13 protein-coding genes are annotated in these 15,939 nt (G+C 71.8%); 8 read left to right on the plus strand and 5 right to left on the minus strand.

The window, feature by feature from the left end; translation table 11 throughout:
* The first annotated feature begins 117 nt into the window (after positions 1 to 117).
* The 4 genes from AB0F29_RS34505 (at position 118) to AB0F29_RS34520 (ending at position 5,265) form a co-directional block, all read left to right on the plus strand.
* Positions 118 to 1,452 carry a sugar ABC transporter substrate-binding protein gene (locus tag AB0F29_RS34505; protein ID WP_361880755.1) on the plus strand — a complete coding sequence of 445 codons (1,335 nt, stop codon included), beginning with the start codon at positions 118 to 120 and terminating at the stop codon, positions 1,450 to 1,452.
* Positions 1,453 to 1,566: 114 nt separating this feature from the next.
* A complete protein-coding gene (locus tag AB0F29_RS34510; protein WP_361880758.1) occupies positions 1,567 to 2,409 on the plus strand; it encodes a rhamnogalacturonan acetylesterase in 843 nt (280 codons plus the stop codon).
* A gap of 92 nt (positions 2,410 to 2,501) precedes the next feature.
* Complete coding sequence (locus AB0F29_RS34515; RefSeq protein WP_361880761.1) at positions 2,502 to 3,845, plus strand: pectate lyase; 1,344 nt, start codon at positions 2,502 to 2,504, stop codon at positions 3,843 to 3,845.
* A 256-nt stretch (positions 3,846 to 4,101) separates the two neighbouring features.
* Positions 4,102 to 5,265 (plus strand): pectinesterase family protein, encoded by a 1,164-nt coding sequence (locus tag AB0F29_RS34520; protein WP_361881031.1) that lies wholly within the window; start codon positions 4,102 to 4,104, stop codon positions 5,263 to 5,265.
* Here the strand turns inward: AB0F29_RS34520 and AB0F29_RS34525 are convergent.
* Positions 5,253 to 6,830, minus strand: coding sequence for a polysaccharide lyase family 1 protein (locus AB0F29_RS34525; RefSeq protein ID WP_361880764.1), 1,578 nt, complete (start codon positions 6,828 to 6,830; stop codon positions 5,253 to 5,255). The two genes, AB0F29_RS34520 and AB0F29_RS34525, sit on opposite strands and share 13 nt — an antisense overlap.
* Positions 6,831 to 7,153: 323 nt before the next feature.
* A complete protein-coding gene (locus AB0F29_RS34530; protein WP_361880766.1) occupies positions 7,154 to 7,714 on the minus strand; it encodes a TetR/AcrR family transcriptional regulator in 561 nt (186 codons plus the stop codon).
* Between the two features lie 35 nt (positions 7,715 to 7,749).
* Here AB0F29_RS34530 and AB0F29_RS34535 point away from each other — a divergent pair, with 35 nt between their 5' ends.
* Positions 7,750 to 8,655 carry an NAD(P)H-binding protein gene (locus tag AB0F29_RS34535; protein WP_361880769.1) on the plus strand — a complete coding sequence of 302 codons (906 nt, stop codon included), beginning with the start codon at positions 7,750 to 7,752 and terminating at the stop codon, positions 8,653 to 8,655.
* Positions 8,656 to 8,787: 132 nt separating this feature from the next.
* On the opposite strand, the gene AB0F29_RS34540 is transcribed toward AB0F29_RS34535, so the two are convergent.
* The 3 genes from AB0F29_RS34540 to AB0F29_RS34550 form a co-directional block, all read right to left on the minus strand.
* The gene (locus tag AB0F29_RS34540) at positions 8,788 to 10,260 is read right to left on the minus strand and encodes an FGGY family carbohydrate kinase (RefSeq protein WP_361880772.1); all 1,473 of its coding nucleotides are present in this window, start codon (positions 10,258 to 10,260) and stop codon (positions 8,788 to 8,790) included.
* A gap of 136 nt (positions 10,261 to 10,396) precedes the next feature.
* The gene (locus AB0F29_RS34545) at positions 10,397 to 11,173 is read right to left on the minus strand and encodes a DeoR/GlpR family DNA-binding transcription regulator (protein WP_361880774.1); all 777 of its coding nucleotides are present in this window, start codon (positions 11,171 to 11,173) and stop codon (positions 10,397 to 10,399) included.
* 5 nt (positions 11,174 to 11,178) lie between these two features.
* A complete protein-coding gene (locus tag AB0F29_RS34550; RefSeq protein WP_361880777.1) occupies positions 11,179 to 11,829 on the minus strand; it encodes a histidine phosphatase family protein in 651 nt (216 codons plus the stop codon).
* A gap of 202 nt (positions 11,830 to 12,031) precedes the next feature.
* On the opposite strand from AB0F29_RS34550, the gene AB0F29_RS34555 reads away from it, so the two are divergent.
* The 3 genes from AB0F29_RS34555 to AB0F29_RS34565 all read left to right on the plus strand — a co-directional run bounded on the left by AB0F29_RS34555 (position 12,032) and on the right by AB0F29_RS34565 (position 15,835).
* Positions 12,032 to 13,087, plus strand: a complete 1,056-nt coding sequence (locus AB0F29_RS34555) for a 2-hydroxyacid dehydrogenase (RefSeq protein WP_361880780.1) — start codon at positions 12,032 to 12,034, stop codon at positions 13,085 to 13,087.
* 88 nt (positions 13,088 to 13,175) lie between these two features.
* Positions 13,176 to 14,648, plus strand: a complete 1,473-nt coding sequence (locus AB0F29_RS34560; protein ID WP_361880782.1) for an FGGY-family carbohydrate kinase — start codon at positions 13,176 to 13,178, stop codon at positions 14,646 to 14,648.
* A gap of 107 nt (positions 14,649 to 14,755) precedes the next feature.
* Positions 14,756 to 15,835 (plus strand): substrate-binding domain-containing protein, encoded by a 1,080-nt coding sequence (locus tag AB0F29_RS34565; RefSeq protein WP_361880785.1) that lies wholly within the window; start codon positions 14,756 to 14,758, stop codon positions 15,833 to 15,835.
* Positions 15,836 to 15,939 lie beyond the last annotated feature (104 nt).

The following is a 15,939-nucleotide window of genomic DNA, read 5'->3' on the forward strand; positions in this document are numbered from 1 at the left end:
CGAACCCCAACCCGCCCCATCAGATTGACCAAACTCATAGGGGCACCCCCCCCCCCAGAAGCGCACACGTCACGACCCATCACACCCGCATCACCAGCAGACAGAAAAGAGCCGACGATGAACATCTCGAAGACACAGCGGGGGCGCGCCACGGCCGCGATCTCCATCGCGGCGGTGCTCGCGCTGACGGCCACCGCGTGCGGCGACGACGGCAGCGGCTCCGGCACCGAGGGCAGCGGAAAGGGCGAGATCACCTTCTGGGACAACAACGGCGGTCCGCGCACCGCCGTCTGGACCGAGATCATCAAGGACTTCGAGAAGCAGTACCCGGACATCAAGGTCAAGTACGTCCCGATCCCGATCGCCGACGTCCAGTCCAAGTACGACACGGCGATCGCGGGCGGCGGGCTGCCCGACGTCGGCGGTGTCGGCACGGCCTACCTGGCCAACATGGTCTCCCAGGAGGCCCTGGAGCCGGTCAACGACCGGCTGGAGAAGTCCGCGCTGCGGGGCAAGCTGGTCGAGTCCATGGTCGAGAGCGTCCGCGCGGCGGCCGGGCGGGGCGACGACGTCTACTCCGTACCGACCTCCGCGAACAACGGTGTGCTCTGGTACCGCACCGACCTGTTCGAGCAGGCCGGTCTGAAAGCTCCCGACACCTGGGCGAATTTCTACACGGCGGCCGAGGAACTGACCGACGCGAAGAACAATAAGTTCGGCTACACGATCCGCGGCGGCGCCGGCTCCATCGCGCAGGCCCTGGACGCCGTCTACGGGCAGTCCGGCATCACCGAGTTCTGGGACGGCGACCGGACGACGCTCAACGACCCGAAGAACGTCGCCGCACTGGAGAAGTACGCCGGGCTCTTCAAGAAGACCACGCCCGCCGCCGACGTCAACAATGACTTCACCAAGATGGTGGCCCAGTGGGACACCGGCACGATCGGCATGCTGAGCCATAATCTGGGCTCCTACCAGGACCATCTCAAGGCTCTCGGAGAGGACAAGTTCGCGGGCATACCCGCGCCCATCGGGGACGGCGGCACCCGGGTACAGGTCTCCAATCCCGTCGACGGCCTCGGTCTCTTCCGATCGAGCCAGAACAAGACCGCGGCGTGGAAGTTCATCGAGTTCGCGGCCTCCCACGCGTCCAACAGCAAGTGGAACGAGTCGGCGGGCGCCATCCCGGCCAACACCGAAGCCGCGAAGGACCCCTGGATCACCGAGACCGAGTCGACCGCGCTGGCCGCGAAGACCCTGACCGACGGCTCCACGAAGGTCGTCGATCTGCCCTACTACCTGCCCGACTGGAACAACATCAGCAAGGCGGACAACGAGCCGGAGTTCCAGAAGGTGCTGCTCGGCAAGATCACGGCCAAGGCGTTCCTGGACGACATGGCCGAGCAGTTGAACGCCGCCAACAAGGAGTGGAAGGAGATCGGCAACGGTTGATCCGGCCTCCTCCTCTGTCCCTCCCCCCATGACGGGGGCCGGCGGCGGTCCGGGTCGCGCTCCGCCGCCGGCCCCTCTCCCGCGCAAGCGCGCACACAAGAGAGGCAGCCCTCCGTGTCACTCACCCGCAGACAGACCGCCACCGCACTGCTCACCCTGCCCCTCGGCCCGGGCCTCGCCCTCACCGCCACCCCCGCGCATGGTGGCGGGGGCGAGGGCGGCAGACCCCGGCCCCGCACGATCCACATCGCCGGGGACTCCACGGCCGCCGTGAAACACGCCGACGCCGCGCCCGAGACGGGGTGGGGCATGGCGCTCCCCTTCTTTCTCGCCGGTCGGCTCCGGGTCGCCAACCATGCGGTGAACGGCCGCAGTTCGAAGAGCTTCCTCGACGAGGGCCGCCTCACCGCGCTCCTGGCCGGTGTCCGCCCCGGCGATCTCGTCCTCGTCCAGTTCGGCCACAACGACCAGAAGACCGAGGACCCTGCCCGCGGCACAGACCCGTACACCACCTATCAGGAGTACCTGCGCCAGTACGTAAAGGGCGCCCGCGCGCGAAGGGCGCGGCCGGTACTGGTCACGTCGGTCGAGCGCCGCCGGTTCACCGCCGACGGCACCGCCCGGCCCAGCCTCGGCGAGTACCCGGCGGCGATGCGCGCCCTGGCGGCCGAGGAGGAGGTCCCCCTGGTCGACGTCCAGGCCCTCTCCCTCGCCCGCTGGCAGGAGCTTGGTCCGGACGGCACCGAGGCCTGTTTCCTGTGGCTGGACCCCGGCGACTCGCCCAACCACCCCGACGGCGCCCGGGACAACACGCACTTCAGGCCGGCGGGCGCCATCGAGGTGGCCCGGCTCACCGCACGGGCGCTACTGAGCGAGGACGCGCTCGCCCCGCGCGACGTCCGCCGCCTGGACGACCGGGTCCCGGCGGAGTGGATCACCTGGCCCGGACAGGTCTGACCACTCCCCCACCCCTTCCCCCTCCCCCTCTCCATCTCCATCTCTTCGTCTTCTCCCTTCTTCCTCTTTCCGACGACACAGAAGGATTCGCCATGCCCGCACGCAAGCGTCATACCCGCGCCATCGCCGTGACCCTGGGCTGCACCTCTCTGGCCCTCGCCCTCAGCACCCCGGCCCTGGCCACCGGACGGCCGAGCCACGCCGGCCCCGGCGTCGAGCGCGCCGTACTGCCCGCCGGAGACGGCTGGGCCGCCGCCGAGGGCTCCACCACGGGTGGTGCGAACGCCACCCCCGACCACGTCTACACGGTGACCGACCGGGCCGAGCTCATCGCCGCCTTCGCGGAGGCGGGCGACGCACCGAAGATCATCAGGATCTCCGGGACCGTGCACGGCAACTCCGACGTCAACGGCACGCCGATCGGCTGCGAGCACTACCAGACCGGCGGCTACACGCTGGAGAAGTACCTCGCCGCCTACGATCCCGAGCTCTGGGGCCGGGACACGGTCCCCTCGGGTCCGCAGGAGGAGGCCCGCGTCGCCTCCGCGAAGCTGCAGGCGGCCGCCGTCACCATCAAGGTCCCCTCCAACACCACCCTGGTCGGGGTGGGGAAGAACCCGAAGGTCATCGGGGCCTCGCTCCAGGTGCGGGACGTCTCCAACGTCATCATCCGCAACATCGGCTTCGAGGACACCTACGACTGCTTCCCCCAGTGGGACCCCACGGACGGGGCCGAAGGCGCCTGGAACTCCGAGTACGACAACCTCGTCGTGTACGGATCCCGCCACGTCTGGGTCGACCACAACACCTTCAGCGACGGCGACCGCCCCGACGCGGACCAGCCCCACTACTTCGGCCAGGTCTACCAACAGCACGACGGCCTCTTCGACATCGTGCGCGGCGCCGACCTGGTCACCGTCTCGTGGAACGTCCTCAAGGACCACGACAAGACCATGCTCATCGGCAACAGTGACGGCGCCGGCGCCACGGACCGGGGCAAGCTCCGCGTCACGCTCCATCACAACCTCTTCAAGGACGTCAAGGAGCGGGCCCCGCGCGTGCGGTTCGGCCAGGTCGACGCGTACAACAACCACTTCGTGGCGACGAAGGGCAGCGCCTACGGATACACGTTCGGCATCGGCGCGGAATCCCGACTGGTCGCCGAACACAACGCGTTCACCCTCACGCGGGACGTGGACCGGGCGACGATCCTGAAAAAGTGGTCGGAGTCGCCCCTCACCGCGAGGAACAACTACGTCGACGGGCGGAAGACCGACCTGGTCGCCGTGCACAACGCGGGTGTGCCGGACGAGCACCTCACCGAGGGCGCCGGCTGGACGCCCCGCCTGCGGACGGCGGTCCACCACCCGCTCGTCGTGCCGGTGCTCGTGGCGTTCGAGGCGGGAGCGGGCAGGGCGAGCGCGAGCGGTCGCTGAGAGCTCGTCCCCGACCGCACGCGCCCGGAGGCAACCGCCCCCGGACCGCATCACCCGGCCGTAACCGCCCCCGGCCTCGCCGTCGCGGGCGCGACCGTCCCCGCGCCTCATCACCCCTCGACCCGACTACCCCGAACCGGCCGGAGCGGCACCGCATGCTTTCCACCACCCCGGAGAGCGCCGCTCCGGCCTCTCGCCGCTCACCCCGAGGAGCCCCTTCATGCCCAGCGGACCTTCCCTGCCCAGCGGACCTTCCCTGCCCAGCAGACGTACCGCCCTCTCCCTGCTCGCCGGAACGAGTGCCGCCCTCGCCCTCGGCGCGACCGCCGCCCACGCCGGGACCGCGGCCCCCCGCCCCTTCGGCCGCTACGGCTCACCCGCACGGCGTCTGGACCCGCGCACGCTGTACGTCGACACCTACGGCCGCGGCGACCACACCGACGTGCAGTCCGCCGTCGACGCGGCGACCGGCACCGGGCGCACGCTCGTGATCGCCCCCGGTGTGTACCGCGCGACGGTGCTCATCGGCCCCGCCCACGAAGGGCTCACCCTGATCGGCGCGAACGGCGACGCCCGGGACACCGTGCTCGTGTACGACAACGCGGCGGGCACACCCAAGCCCGACGGCTCCGGAACCCTGGGCACCAGCGGCTCGGCCTCCGTCACCGTCCGGGGGGCCGGATTCACCGCCCGCGACCTGACCTTCGCCAACGACTGGCTGCGCTCCGACAACCCCGAGTACACCGGCACGCAGGCCGTCGCCATCAAGGTCCAGGGGGACCGGTCGGCGTTCTATGGCTGCCGGTTCCTCGGCCACCAGGACACGCTGTACGCCGACTCCCCCGCCGTCGACGCGTTCGCCCGCCAGTACTACCGCGACTGCTACGCGGAGGGGGACGTCGACTTCGTCTTCGGCCGCGCCACCGCCGTCTTCGACCGCTGCCACTTCCGCGCGCTCACCCGCACCGACCTGGCCTCGGCCCCGTACGGCTATGTCTTCGCGCCGAGCACCGCCGGGGCCAATCCGTACGGCTTCCTGGTCGTGCGCTCGCGGATCACGAGCACCGCCCCCGACGCGCACTACAAGCTCGCCCGCCCCTGGGTGCCTTCTTCGGACCTCACCGCGCACCCTATGCTGACCGTCCGCGACAGCCGGCTCGGCCCGGGGATCGACGCGAGGACGCCGTACGCCACCATGTCCGCGGGCTTCCCGTGGCAGGACCAGCGCTTCGCCGAGCACCGCAACACAGGCCCCGGCGCCCGCGTCACCGTCCCCGCGAACCGGCCGCAGCTCAGCGCGGCCGAGGCCCGTGCCCACACTCCGGCCCGCTGGCTGGACGCCCGGAACCCGCACCTCCCGGATACGTGGGAGACGCGGGTCGCGGACGATGCGCGCGGACTGCGTGGTCAGCCCGCGTAGGTCTCGAACTCGGCGATCCTCGGGGTGCCGGTCGAGCTGGTGATCTCGAAGGTGATCTTGCGCAGGGAGGTGCGGGGGAAGCTGATGGCCCCCGCTCCTTCCCCGGAGGTCAGGACGGCGCCGGTGTCGCCGTCGAGGAGCCGCCAGGCCTTGACGGCGCCGGTGGAACCCGCCGCCTCGTGGATGACGACCGAGGAGACGGAGGTGGCGGAGGCCCACTTGATCGAGGCGGAGCCGGTGGGGCCGGCGGGCGACCAGTAGGTGCTCGGGTCGCCGTCGCGCAGATCGCCGTAGCTTGTTCCGGCGGCCTTGCTGGATCCGTCGGAGCCCGCTCCGATACTGAGGTTGGTCCCGGTGGGCGGAGTGGGGTCGGTCGGCCCGGGAGTGGGATCCGTCGGTCCCGGCGTCGGGTCGGTCGGTCCCGGCGTCGGGTCCGTCGGTCCCGGCGTCGGCGTCTGCGGTGTGCAGTTGCCGTCCGAGACCTTCAGGCCCTTGTCGGCGCCCGCCGTGCGGCTCACGACGTCCGGCACGCAACCAGCCGTGTCAGCACGGTAGGTGTAGGGGATGTCGACCGTGGTGGTGGACTTCATGTCGGGCCCGGCGGGGTTGGTCGTGCCGCCGGGGCTGGACCAGGTGACGTTGTCGAGGGTGTTGCCGCTCACCTGCCAGTAGCCGGCCTCGTCGGTGTAGAAGGTGCCGAGGACGTCCTTGGAGTCCTCGAAGTAGTTGTTCTCCACCTTGGCGCGGGCCCCGGCCCGGGAGTTGATGCCGGACTCGTTGAGCTTCACGTAGTGGTTGTTGTAGATGTGGGCGATGCCGCCCCGCAGCAGGGGCGTGCGGGAGTCGATGTTCTCGTACAGGTTGTGGTGGTAGGTGACGAAGCCGTTGGAGCGGTCGCTCTCGCTGGACCCCACCAGGCCGCCGCGGCCGGAGTTGCGCAGGATGCTGTACGAGAGGGTCACGTACTGCGTGTTGGCCTTCATGTCGAAGAGGCCGTCGTACCCCTCCGACTCCCCGCCCGACGCCTCCAGGGTCGTGTGATCGACCCAGACGTTGCGGACGCCGGACTCCATGCCGATGGCGTCGCCGCCGTTGGAGGTGGGCGAGCCGGACTTCTTGACGTTCCGGACGGTCACGTTCTGGATGATGATGTTGCTGGCCTCACGCAGGTGGATGCCCAGCTGATCGAAGACGGCCCCGCTGCCGACGCCGACGATCGTGACGTTGCTGATCTGCTTGAGCTCGATCACGCCGGCGGCGGTGCTGCAGCTGTCGCCGGACACCTTGGCGGTGTTGCCGTGGTTGATGGTGCCTTCGACCTCGATCACGATCGGGGTGGCGCTGTCGGCCCGCCCGCACAGCGCCTCATGGATCTGGGTCCCGGTGGTGGCGCGGGCGGTCTGCCCGCCCGCACCGCCGGTGGTCCCGCCGTTCTGGGTGGCGTAGCCGGTGGCGCTCCCGGTCGCCGCCACCGCCTCGGGCGCCGACAGCACCGCTCCGGTCGCGGCCGCGAGGGCCAGGGCTGCCACTGCGGCCTGCAGCCGCCGTGCGACTGGTCGTCCCATGTTCGTCTCCCAGGTGTCTTCGGTTGGTCGGTGATGGATGCCACAACACATGTCGAATGACGTGTCCATGACATGCGGGAGCGCTCCCGCACGCAGCCGCACAGAAGCGGCTCGATCCACCAGGGGACGTACGGCAGCGCCCCTGCGCCCCGGGCTCCACGCCGGAAGCGACAGGACAGCAAGCGCTTTCTAAAGTGAAAGTAGAGGGGTCCGACCGGCATGGCAAGGTGCGTGCGGCAGCGGTTTTCCCCAGACCGCTCTCGCGCCGAAGTACCCATGCCTCCCGGACCCGTTCGGACCGCCTCCCGGCACCGGCACCCGCCTCAGCGCGCGCAGATGGCGCCGCGAAGGGTCCAGCGGATCAGGTCATCGACGCCGTGGCGTGCGACGAGCCCGTCCCCGGTCGCATGGAGGCCGGTGTAGACGATGCTCCACACCATGCGCTGGATCCACTCGGCCGGGACGGTGGAGTCGAGCTCGCCGCCCCGCTGGCCCCTCCGGATCTCCGCGACGAGGATCTCGTCGACCGCACCCGCCACCGCGGCATCCGCGCGGGAGGGGTCCTCCCCCGCCGAGGCGAACAGGAACAGCACCCGGTCACCGACGTGGACCATGGCGCTGACGATCCGGTCGATCACCTCCGACACCGAGCCGGAGCCGGGAGCGGCCTCCACGATCGCCGCGTGGAGAGCAGCCCAGGAGTCACTGGTGAGCGCCGACCAGAGGTGTTCACGGTCGGGGAAGTAGCGGTGGACGGTCGCCCGGCCGACACCGGCCGCCTCGGCGATGCGCCCCAGGCTCGCGGCGGGATCCCGCGCCCACTCACCGGCCGCCGCGTCGAGAACGGCACGGCGCGTGCGCTGCTTCTGCGGTGACAACTCCATTGCCAGATCATAAAGCACAGTGCCATTATGAGACTATGAAGTCTCATTTTGATAGCTCATTGCCTCTTACTGTGGTGACCGGTGCGACCGGCGTGCTCGGGCGGCGCGTCGTCGACGGGCTGCTGAGCAGCGGCCGGCCGGTACGAGCCGTGTCCCGGCGGCCCCGCCACAGCGTTCTGCCTCCGGCCGTAAAGGTGGTGGCCGGCGACGTCCACGAGCCGTCGACGCTCGGCACCGCGTTCGAGGCGGCGAAGGCCCTGGTGCTGATCGCGGTGCCCGACACGGCCGTCGAGGTCGTCGAACGCGCGCGGAAGGCAGGGATCGAGCACATCGTGGTCGTGTCGTCCGCCGCCGTGACCGCGGGCCACGACACCACCTACAACCTGCCCGTCGAGCGCGCGGTGCAGGCGTCCGGGCTCGACTGGTCGATCGTCCGGCCCGGTGAGTTCGCCACCAACGCCCTGCTCATCTGGGGTCCGTCCATCCGCTCCGGCCGGCGGGCGGTCGAGCCGTTCCCCGACCAGGCCGGCCACCCGATCCACGAGCAGGACATCGCGGACGTCGTCGTCGCCGACCTGCTCGATCACGACCGCCGCGGACGGATCGACACGATCATCGGCCCCGATACGCTCACCAAGCGCGAACAGGTCGCCCTCATCGCCGAGGCGGTGGGAGAGGACATCGCCCTCGACGAGGTGACGCCCGAACAGGCGCTCCGCTTCTACCGCGAGCAGGGCGGGTTCGCGGCCGACAACGCCGACTGGCTGTACGGCTTCACCAGTTACGACGGGGTGGAGGGCGTGACCGACGAACCCCGGGAAGCGAACCCCGCTTCCGACGATGCCTACCTCACCCTCGCCGAGGTGCTCGGCCGACCGGGGCGCTCCTACGTGCAGTGGGCCCGCGACCACGCCTCCGACTTCACGGGAACGGTCGACTGAGCCGATCTCCCGCGGCTGCCCGCCGGGCACGGGCGGCCACGGTCGGGGGATCCGCCGCTGCCGGAGGCGCCCGGGCCGGCGCTGCCGCTCCGGCCGGTGGTGAGCCGTCGCGTACGCGCGAGGCACCACGCGTCAGTCGGCCGGGAGCCAGCCCCGCTCGCGCAGCGCCGCGACGAAGCGGCCGTGGGCGTCGTCCAGAGCGGGGCGCTCCCCCGGCACCGGCTCGACGAGGGCGCCGCCGCGCACCATCGCCGCGGCGCTCGCCGCGAGGTCCTCGTGGAGGGTGCCGGTCGCGGCGAGGAGTGCGGCGCCGAAGGCCGTCTCCGCACGCTCGACGACCCGGACCGGGCGGTCCAGGACGGTGGCCCGGATCGCCGTCCACACGGCGCTGCGGCTGCCCCCGCCGGCCGCGTGCAGGGGGCCCAGCACCGGGACGCCGAGTCGCTCGACCCGGTCCAGGGCCAGGCGTTCGACGAAGGCGACTCCTTCGAGTGCGGCCCGGTGGGCGTCCGCCTCGTCGCGGGGGCGGCCCAGCTCGAATCCGCGCGCCGCGCCGGAGACGAAGGGGAACCGCTCGCCGTCACGGCGCAGCGGGTAGCGCACGTACGAGGCGGGGCCCCGGGCCGCCGCGGCGGCGTCCAGCGCGGGCAGGCGGGCCGGGTCGATGTCGGCCAGGCACCCCCCTCCGGTGTTGGACGCACCGCCGGGGAGCCACCAGCCCTCGGGGTGCCGATGACTGTAGAACGCTCCGGTCGCGTCGCGGACCAGGTCCGCGGAGACCCCTTTGAGGACGTACGTGGTGCCGAGTACGCCCACGAAGCGGCCCGGCTCGACCGCCCCCGTGGCGATCTGGCCCGCGCAGCCGTCCGTCATCCCGAGGCGTACGGAGCACCCTTCGGGCAGGCCCGTGGCCTCGGCCGCCTCCGGGCCGACGACTCCGGCCTCCGTGGCGGGGGCGCGTACGGAGGGGAGCAGCGCGAGCGGGAAGGCGAAGGTGTCGAAGACCTCGTGAGCCCACTCCGAAGCGCGGGCGTCGTAGCCGGACTTGAGTGCGTGGCTCCAGTCCGTGGCAACGGGACGGCCTGTCAGCGCGCGCCCGACGACGTCGGGTGTGTGCAGGACCTGACGCAGGGCGGAGCCGTACGTCCGCAGGCACCAGACGGCCCGGCCCAGCGCCGCGGTGGGCCCCACGGACAGGCCGAGCGCCTCCCACCGGGCGCTGCCCGCCCGCTGCGCCTCGGCGTTGACGTCGGCGGCCCGCCGGTCGTCGTACATCAGGGCCGGGCCGAGCGGGACACCGTCGGTCCCGGTGGGCACGATGGTGCCGGACGTGGCGGACACGGCCACCGCGATCACCTCACGCCCGCCCCGGGGCAGCGCGCCCGTCGTGCGGCGCAGCGCCGAGCGTACGGCGGGCCACCACGACCGGGCGTCCTGCTCACTCGTCCCGGCGGCGGTCCGTACGGGGGGCGGCAGTTCGCCCCGCGCCTCGGCGAGTACGCGCCCCTGCCCGTCCACGCACACCGTGCGGACGGACGCGGTCGCCACGTCGATGCCGATCACGGCCGGGGCGTGGGGAGGGGGGCGACGGGATGCACTGCTCATGGCGGAAAGCGTCCTTCCCCGGCGGAACGGGCCTCAGGCGTCCACCTGTCAGGTGGACGGTCCCTTCGCGGTGGCTACGTGCGTGGGCAATCAACAGGTCTTTGACAGGCGTTCCGTCGTGGCGGGAGGAACGGCTTCATGGTGCGACGGCCGCCACCGTCACCCGGGTCCGCTCGCGGAGTTTGCCGAGCAGTTCGGCGTCCGCCCCGTCGTCCACGACGAGATGGTCCAGGTCGCCGACGGGCCCCACCCGGTGCAGCGCGGTCCGGGCGAGTTTGGTGTGGTCCATGAGCATCACCTTCGTGGCCGCCGACGTGAGCATCGCCCGTTTCACCAGCACCACGTCCTGCTCCTGGTGGTAGGCCGTCCTGGCGTCGAGGGCTGAGGTGGAGACCGCGACCAGGTCGACGGAGAGCGCCTCCACCGCCTCGACGCAGGGCATCCCGAGGAAGGAGTCATGGGTGCGCGAGTACTCGCCGCCCAGGGCGATCAGGCGGATGCCCTCGCACCCGGTGAAGACGTCGAGCACCCGGCGGGCGTTGGTGACGACGGTGAGGGGAGCGAGATCGACCAGCAGGCCGGCCATGACCAGGACCGTGGTGGAGTCGTCGAGCATCACCGACATCCCGGGCTCCACCAACGCGGCGGCGGCGCGCGCGACGGCGTTCTTCTCCGCCGTGTTGACGCCGAGCCGGTAGTCGAGGCTCGACTCGAACACGGTGGACGGCAGGGCGGACGCGCCGCCGCGGAAGCGGCGCAGCACCCCTTGCCGCGTGAGGTCGTCGAGGTCGCGGTGGACGGTCATCAGGCTCACGCCCGCGAGCTGGGCGAGGGCGGCGCCCGTGGCGGTCCCCTGCTCCACGACATGGTCGGCGATGAGCCGTCGCCGCTCTTCGGCGGATCTCTTGGTCATGGGGATCAGTCTCCCGCAGGGCTCGGGCCGGGCGCCGGGGCGGGGGGCACGACGGTGGGCACGTTGAGCGAGCGCAGCGCCGTCTCCGTGCCGCGGATCTCGATCTCCGTGACGGCCCCGTTGTCCAGGCGCGGAAAGATCCGCCGGTAACGCCCGAGGGGAAGTCCGAGGAGTTCGCACAGGGCGATGCGCAGCAGGGTGTTGTGAGCGACGACGAGCACCTTTCCCCCCTGGTGACGGTGTGCGAGGTCGCGCAGGGAGCCGGTCGCCCGCGCCGCGGCCAGGACGACCGGCTCGGAGCCGGGGAAGGCTCCGGAGTCGGCGTCCTCGCGGAACCGCCGTACGGCTTCGGGGTCCTCCAGGGCCATCTCCTCGATGGTCCTGCCCTCGCCCCATCCGAAGTCCACTTCCCGCAGCCCCTCCTGGACGTCCGCCGTCAGCCCCAGCGCCGCCGCCGCGGGTGCCGCGGTCAGTTGGGCGCGGCCGAGCGGGGAGCAGGCGACCGCGTCCACGCCGCTGCGGACGGCCCAGGAGCCGAGGTCGGTCCCCTGGGCCACGCCCTTGGGCGTCAGGGCGACGTCGGTGACACCGGCATACCGGTTCTCCGCGTGCCACTCGGTCTCGCCGTGGCGTACCAGCAGGAGACGAGAGGTCATGGAGAGGCCCTTTCGAGGTCGAGGCGCGTCCGAAGGATCAGCGACAGGCCGTACGCGCCGGGCGCATTGCCGGTTCACGTGAGCGCTGTTAAATTTAACAGAAATTCCACAACCCAGGGTCGGCCTGTGGCCGCCCGGATCACGCTCCGGCCCGCTCGCCCCGCAACCCCACCGGCTCTCCTCGCAGAAGGAATCCGACGTCATGCGCATCCTCGCCGCAGGCGACCACTTCGTCCGCCCCTCGTTGATCCGCGCGGCAGTGAGCCAGGAGCTGTCCCGCACGGGCCGGGAGCTGCCGGAGTTCACGGAGCTGACCCTCCCCTGGCCCCACGAGCCCTTCGGCCCGGTCGCGGAGGTCCGCGAGGCGAGCGGTACGGAGGACGAGCTCGTCGAGGCGCTGGCCGGGGCCCCGGTCTGCGTGACGCAGATGGCCCCGTTCACCGAGCGAGTGTTCGCCGCGTCGTCCGCACTGCGTCTCGTCGCCGTCTCCCGGGGTGGGCCGGTCAATGTGGACCTGGCCGCGGCCACCCGTCACGGAGTGCGGGTCAGCTTCGCCCCCGGCCGCAACGCCCAGGCCGCCGCGGAGTTCGCCGTGGGGCTGATGCTCGCCGCGATGCGCCGCGTCACCGCCGCCGACGCGGAGCTCAAGCGGGGCGTCTGGCGGGGCGATCTGTACGCGTACGAGGAGAGCGGCGGTGAGCTCGGCGGTGCCACGGTCGGGCTCGTGGGCTACGGCGCCATCGGCCGGATCGTGGCACGGGTGCTGCGCGCCTTCGGGGCCCGTGTGCTGGCGGCCGACCCGTACGCCGACCGTGCGGCGGCCGAGGCGGAGGGCGTTGAACTCGTCGACCTGGAAACCCTTCTGATCCATAGTCAGGTGGTGAGCCTGCATGCCCGCCTGACGGAGGAGACCCATCACCTGATCGACGCCCGCCGCCTCGGGCTGCTGCCGCGCGGTGCGGTCCTGGTGAACTCCGCCCGCGGCGGGCTGCTCGACCACGCGCCGCTGCCGGGGCTGCTGAGCGGCGGCGCTCTCGGGGCGCTCGCCCTCGACGTGTACGACATCGAGCCGATCCCCGCCGACTGGGCCCTGCGCGACGTGCCGAACGTGATCACCACACCCCATCTCGCGGGCGCGACCCGGCAGACGGCGCACCGAGCGGCGGCCATCACCGCCGCCGAGGTCGGCCGTTTCCTGCGCGGGGAGAAGCTGTCCCACCTCGCGAACCCCGACGTCCTGACGGCCGGTCGGCCCTGACGGCCGCCGCCGCCGTCGTCGTGCCCCTTCGTCCAGGAACCCCTCGGCTCGTATCGGCCGCTACCGGCTCGTACAGGAGGCACCACGCGTGAGCACCATCATCGGTGTGGACATCGGGACGTCGGTCACCAAGGCCGTGGCGTTCGACGGGACGGGCGGCGCCCTGGCCTCCGCGAGCCGGCGCTCGCGTCTGGACATGTTGCCGGGCGGACGGGTCGAGCAGGATCTCGATGACGTCGTGGCCGGTGTCGGCGAGGTCGTGCGCGAGGTCGCCGCCGCGGTCGGCCGGCCGCCGGACGCCGTGGCGCTCACCGGGCAGGGGGACGGTCTGTGGCTGCGGGACTCCGAGGGCCGCCCGGTGCGGCCCGCCATCTCCTGGATGGACGCGCGGGCCTCGGACCTGGTGACCCGCTGGCTGGTGGACGGCACGATCAGCACCGCTTTCGCCCACACCGGCTCCGGCATGTTCCCCGGGTGCCACGGCCCGCTGCTGAACTGGCTCCAGGAGCACGAGCCCGACTCGCTGGACCGGGCCGCCGTCGCGGGGTACTGCGTCGACGCGGTCGCCCAGCGCCTCACCGGCCGGGTGTGCCTCGACGCGTCCGACGCCACGCTGCCGTTCCTCGACCCGCGGACCCGCCGCTACGCACCCCGGGCCCTGGCCGCCTGCGGTGTCGGGGACCGGGCGGGGCTGCTGCCTCCTCCCGCCGCTCCGGGCACGGTGCTCGGGCTGGACGGCCGCGGCGCCGGACTCCTGGGGCTGCCCGAGGGACTGCCGGTCGTGGCGGGGCCGTACGACCTGCCGGCCTGCGCCATCGGCAGCGGGGTGCGCAAGGTGGGAGACGGCGTTCTCATCCTCGGCACGACCCTCGCGAGCCAGGTGCTGACCGACCGCGTCGATCTCGATCCGCTCGCCGAGCCCGCCGGCATGTGGCTGTGCACACCCACCCCCGGCCGGTGGCTGCGCGCCATGCCCGCCATGGTCGGAACGGCGGCACTGGAGTGGGTGCTCGCCCTCGTCGGCGCGACCACGGCCGACGTGGACGCCCTGCTCACCGACAGCCCGCCCGGAGCCCGGGGCGTCCACGCCTTCCCCTTCCTGTCCGAAGCGGGCGAACGGGCCCCGTTCGTCGAGCCGTCGGCCCAGGGCAGACTCGACGGGCTCAGCCTGGCGACGGGCCGGGAGGACGCCGTGCGGGCCGTCTGCGAGGCCATCGGCTACGCCGCGAGGCACTGCCTGGACACGGCGGGGCTGAGCGGCACCCTCGCCCTGTGCGGCGGCGGCACCCGGTCGGTGATGTGGGCCCGGCTGATCGCCGATGTCCTCGGCCGGCCCGTCCGCGTTCCGCTGGAGGAGCAGGTCGGGGCGCTCGGCGTGGTGTCCGTCGCCCGCGCCTCCCTGTCCCCCGGGTACGAGGCCCCTCCGGGACGCCACCGGGTCGTCGATCCGCGCGAGGACGTACGGGCGCTGTACGAGGACGGATACGAGCGGTACCGGGCGGAGTTGGTGACGGCCCGGGCGGAGTGGAGGGCTCGCGCGCGGTTGCCCGGACGGCTCTGAACGGCCGGCCACCCTGTTATTTATGACATGCCCATTGACACTACTAACACGTGCGCTGTTAATTTGACGCGAAGGAGGGCTCTCCGCCTGAAGACCAGGAGATTCCAGTGAAGCAACGCTCTGTCAGATCGTTCGCCGCTGCCCTGTCCGCGACGGCGGTGATCGTCGCCGCCGCCGCGTGTACGACGAAGGCGCCGGGCGGCACGGACGGCACGTCACCGGAGGACGCCAAGATCGCGTTCCTGATGCCCGATATCGCCTCCACCCGGTACGAGTTGTACGACGCTCCCCTCTTCAGGGCCAAGGTGAAGGATCTCTGCGGTGGTTGCGAGGTCCTGTACCAGAACGCGGGCGGCGACGCCGCGAAGCAACAGCAGCAGGCCGACTCCGCGCTCGCGCAGGGCGCCAACGTCATCGTGATCGATCCGGTCGACTCCGCCGCGGCGGCCAGCACCGTCCGTACGGCACAGGGCCGAGGGGTCCCGGTCATCGCGTACGACCGGCCGATCCCGGCGGTCAAGGCCGACTACTACGTCTCCTTCGACAACGAGAAGATCGGCTCCATGATCGGCGCGTCCCTGGTGGAGCACCTCAAGGCCACTTCGGCCGAGGGCGGCCTCCTCCAGGTCAACGGATCACCGACCGACGCGGCGGCGGGCCTGATCAAGAAGGGCATGCACAGCGCGGTCGACTCCAGCGGATTCGAGCTCCTCGCCGAGTACGACACCCCTGCCTGGGAACCAGGGAAGGCGCAGAGCTGGGTCAGCGGCCAGATAGCCAAGTTTCCGGGAAGGATCGCCGGAGTGGTCGCCGCCAACGACGGCACGGGCGGCGGATCCATCGCCGCGTTCAAAGCGGCCGGAGCTACCGTGCCGCCGGTGACCGGGAACGACGCCGAACTCGCCGCCGCCCAGCGGATCGTCAAGGGCGACCAGTACAACACCATCTCCAAGCCCATCAAGACCGTCGCGGAAGCCGCCGCCACCGCGGCGTTCGCCTTCGCCAGGGGAGAGAAGCCCCGGGGCGACACCACGCTCTTCGGCACCCCCTCGGAACTCTTCACCCCCACCGTGGTCACCCGGGAGAACATCGCGGAGGTTCTGGTGGGCGACGGGAAGCCGCTGAAGACCGCCGAGGTGTGCACGACGACGTACGCCGCCGCCTGTGCCGAGGCGGGCCTCACGTAGTCCCACCGGCCCGACCGTGCGGCGTCCACGACCGTCCGCGGCGGGGTGGGATGCCCGCCCCCGGGCCACCACTGTCCCCGCCCGCCCGCCTCCGGAAGGCCGGT

The organism is Streptomyces sp. NPDC026589 (assembly GCF_040638385.1).
In the GTDB taxonomy this organism is placed as follows: Bacteria; Actinomycetota; Actinomycetes; order Streptomycetales; family Streptomycetaceae; genus Streptomyces.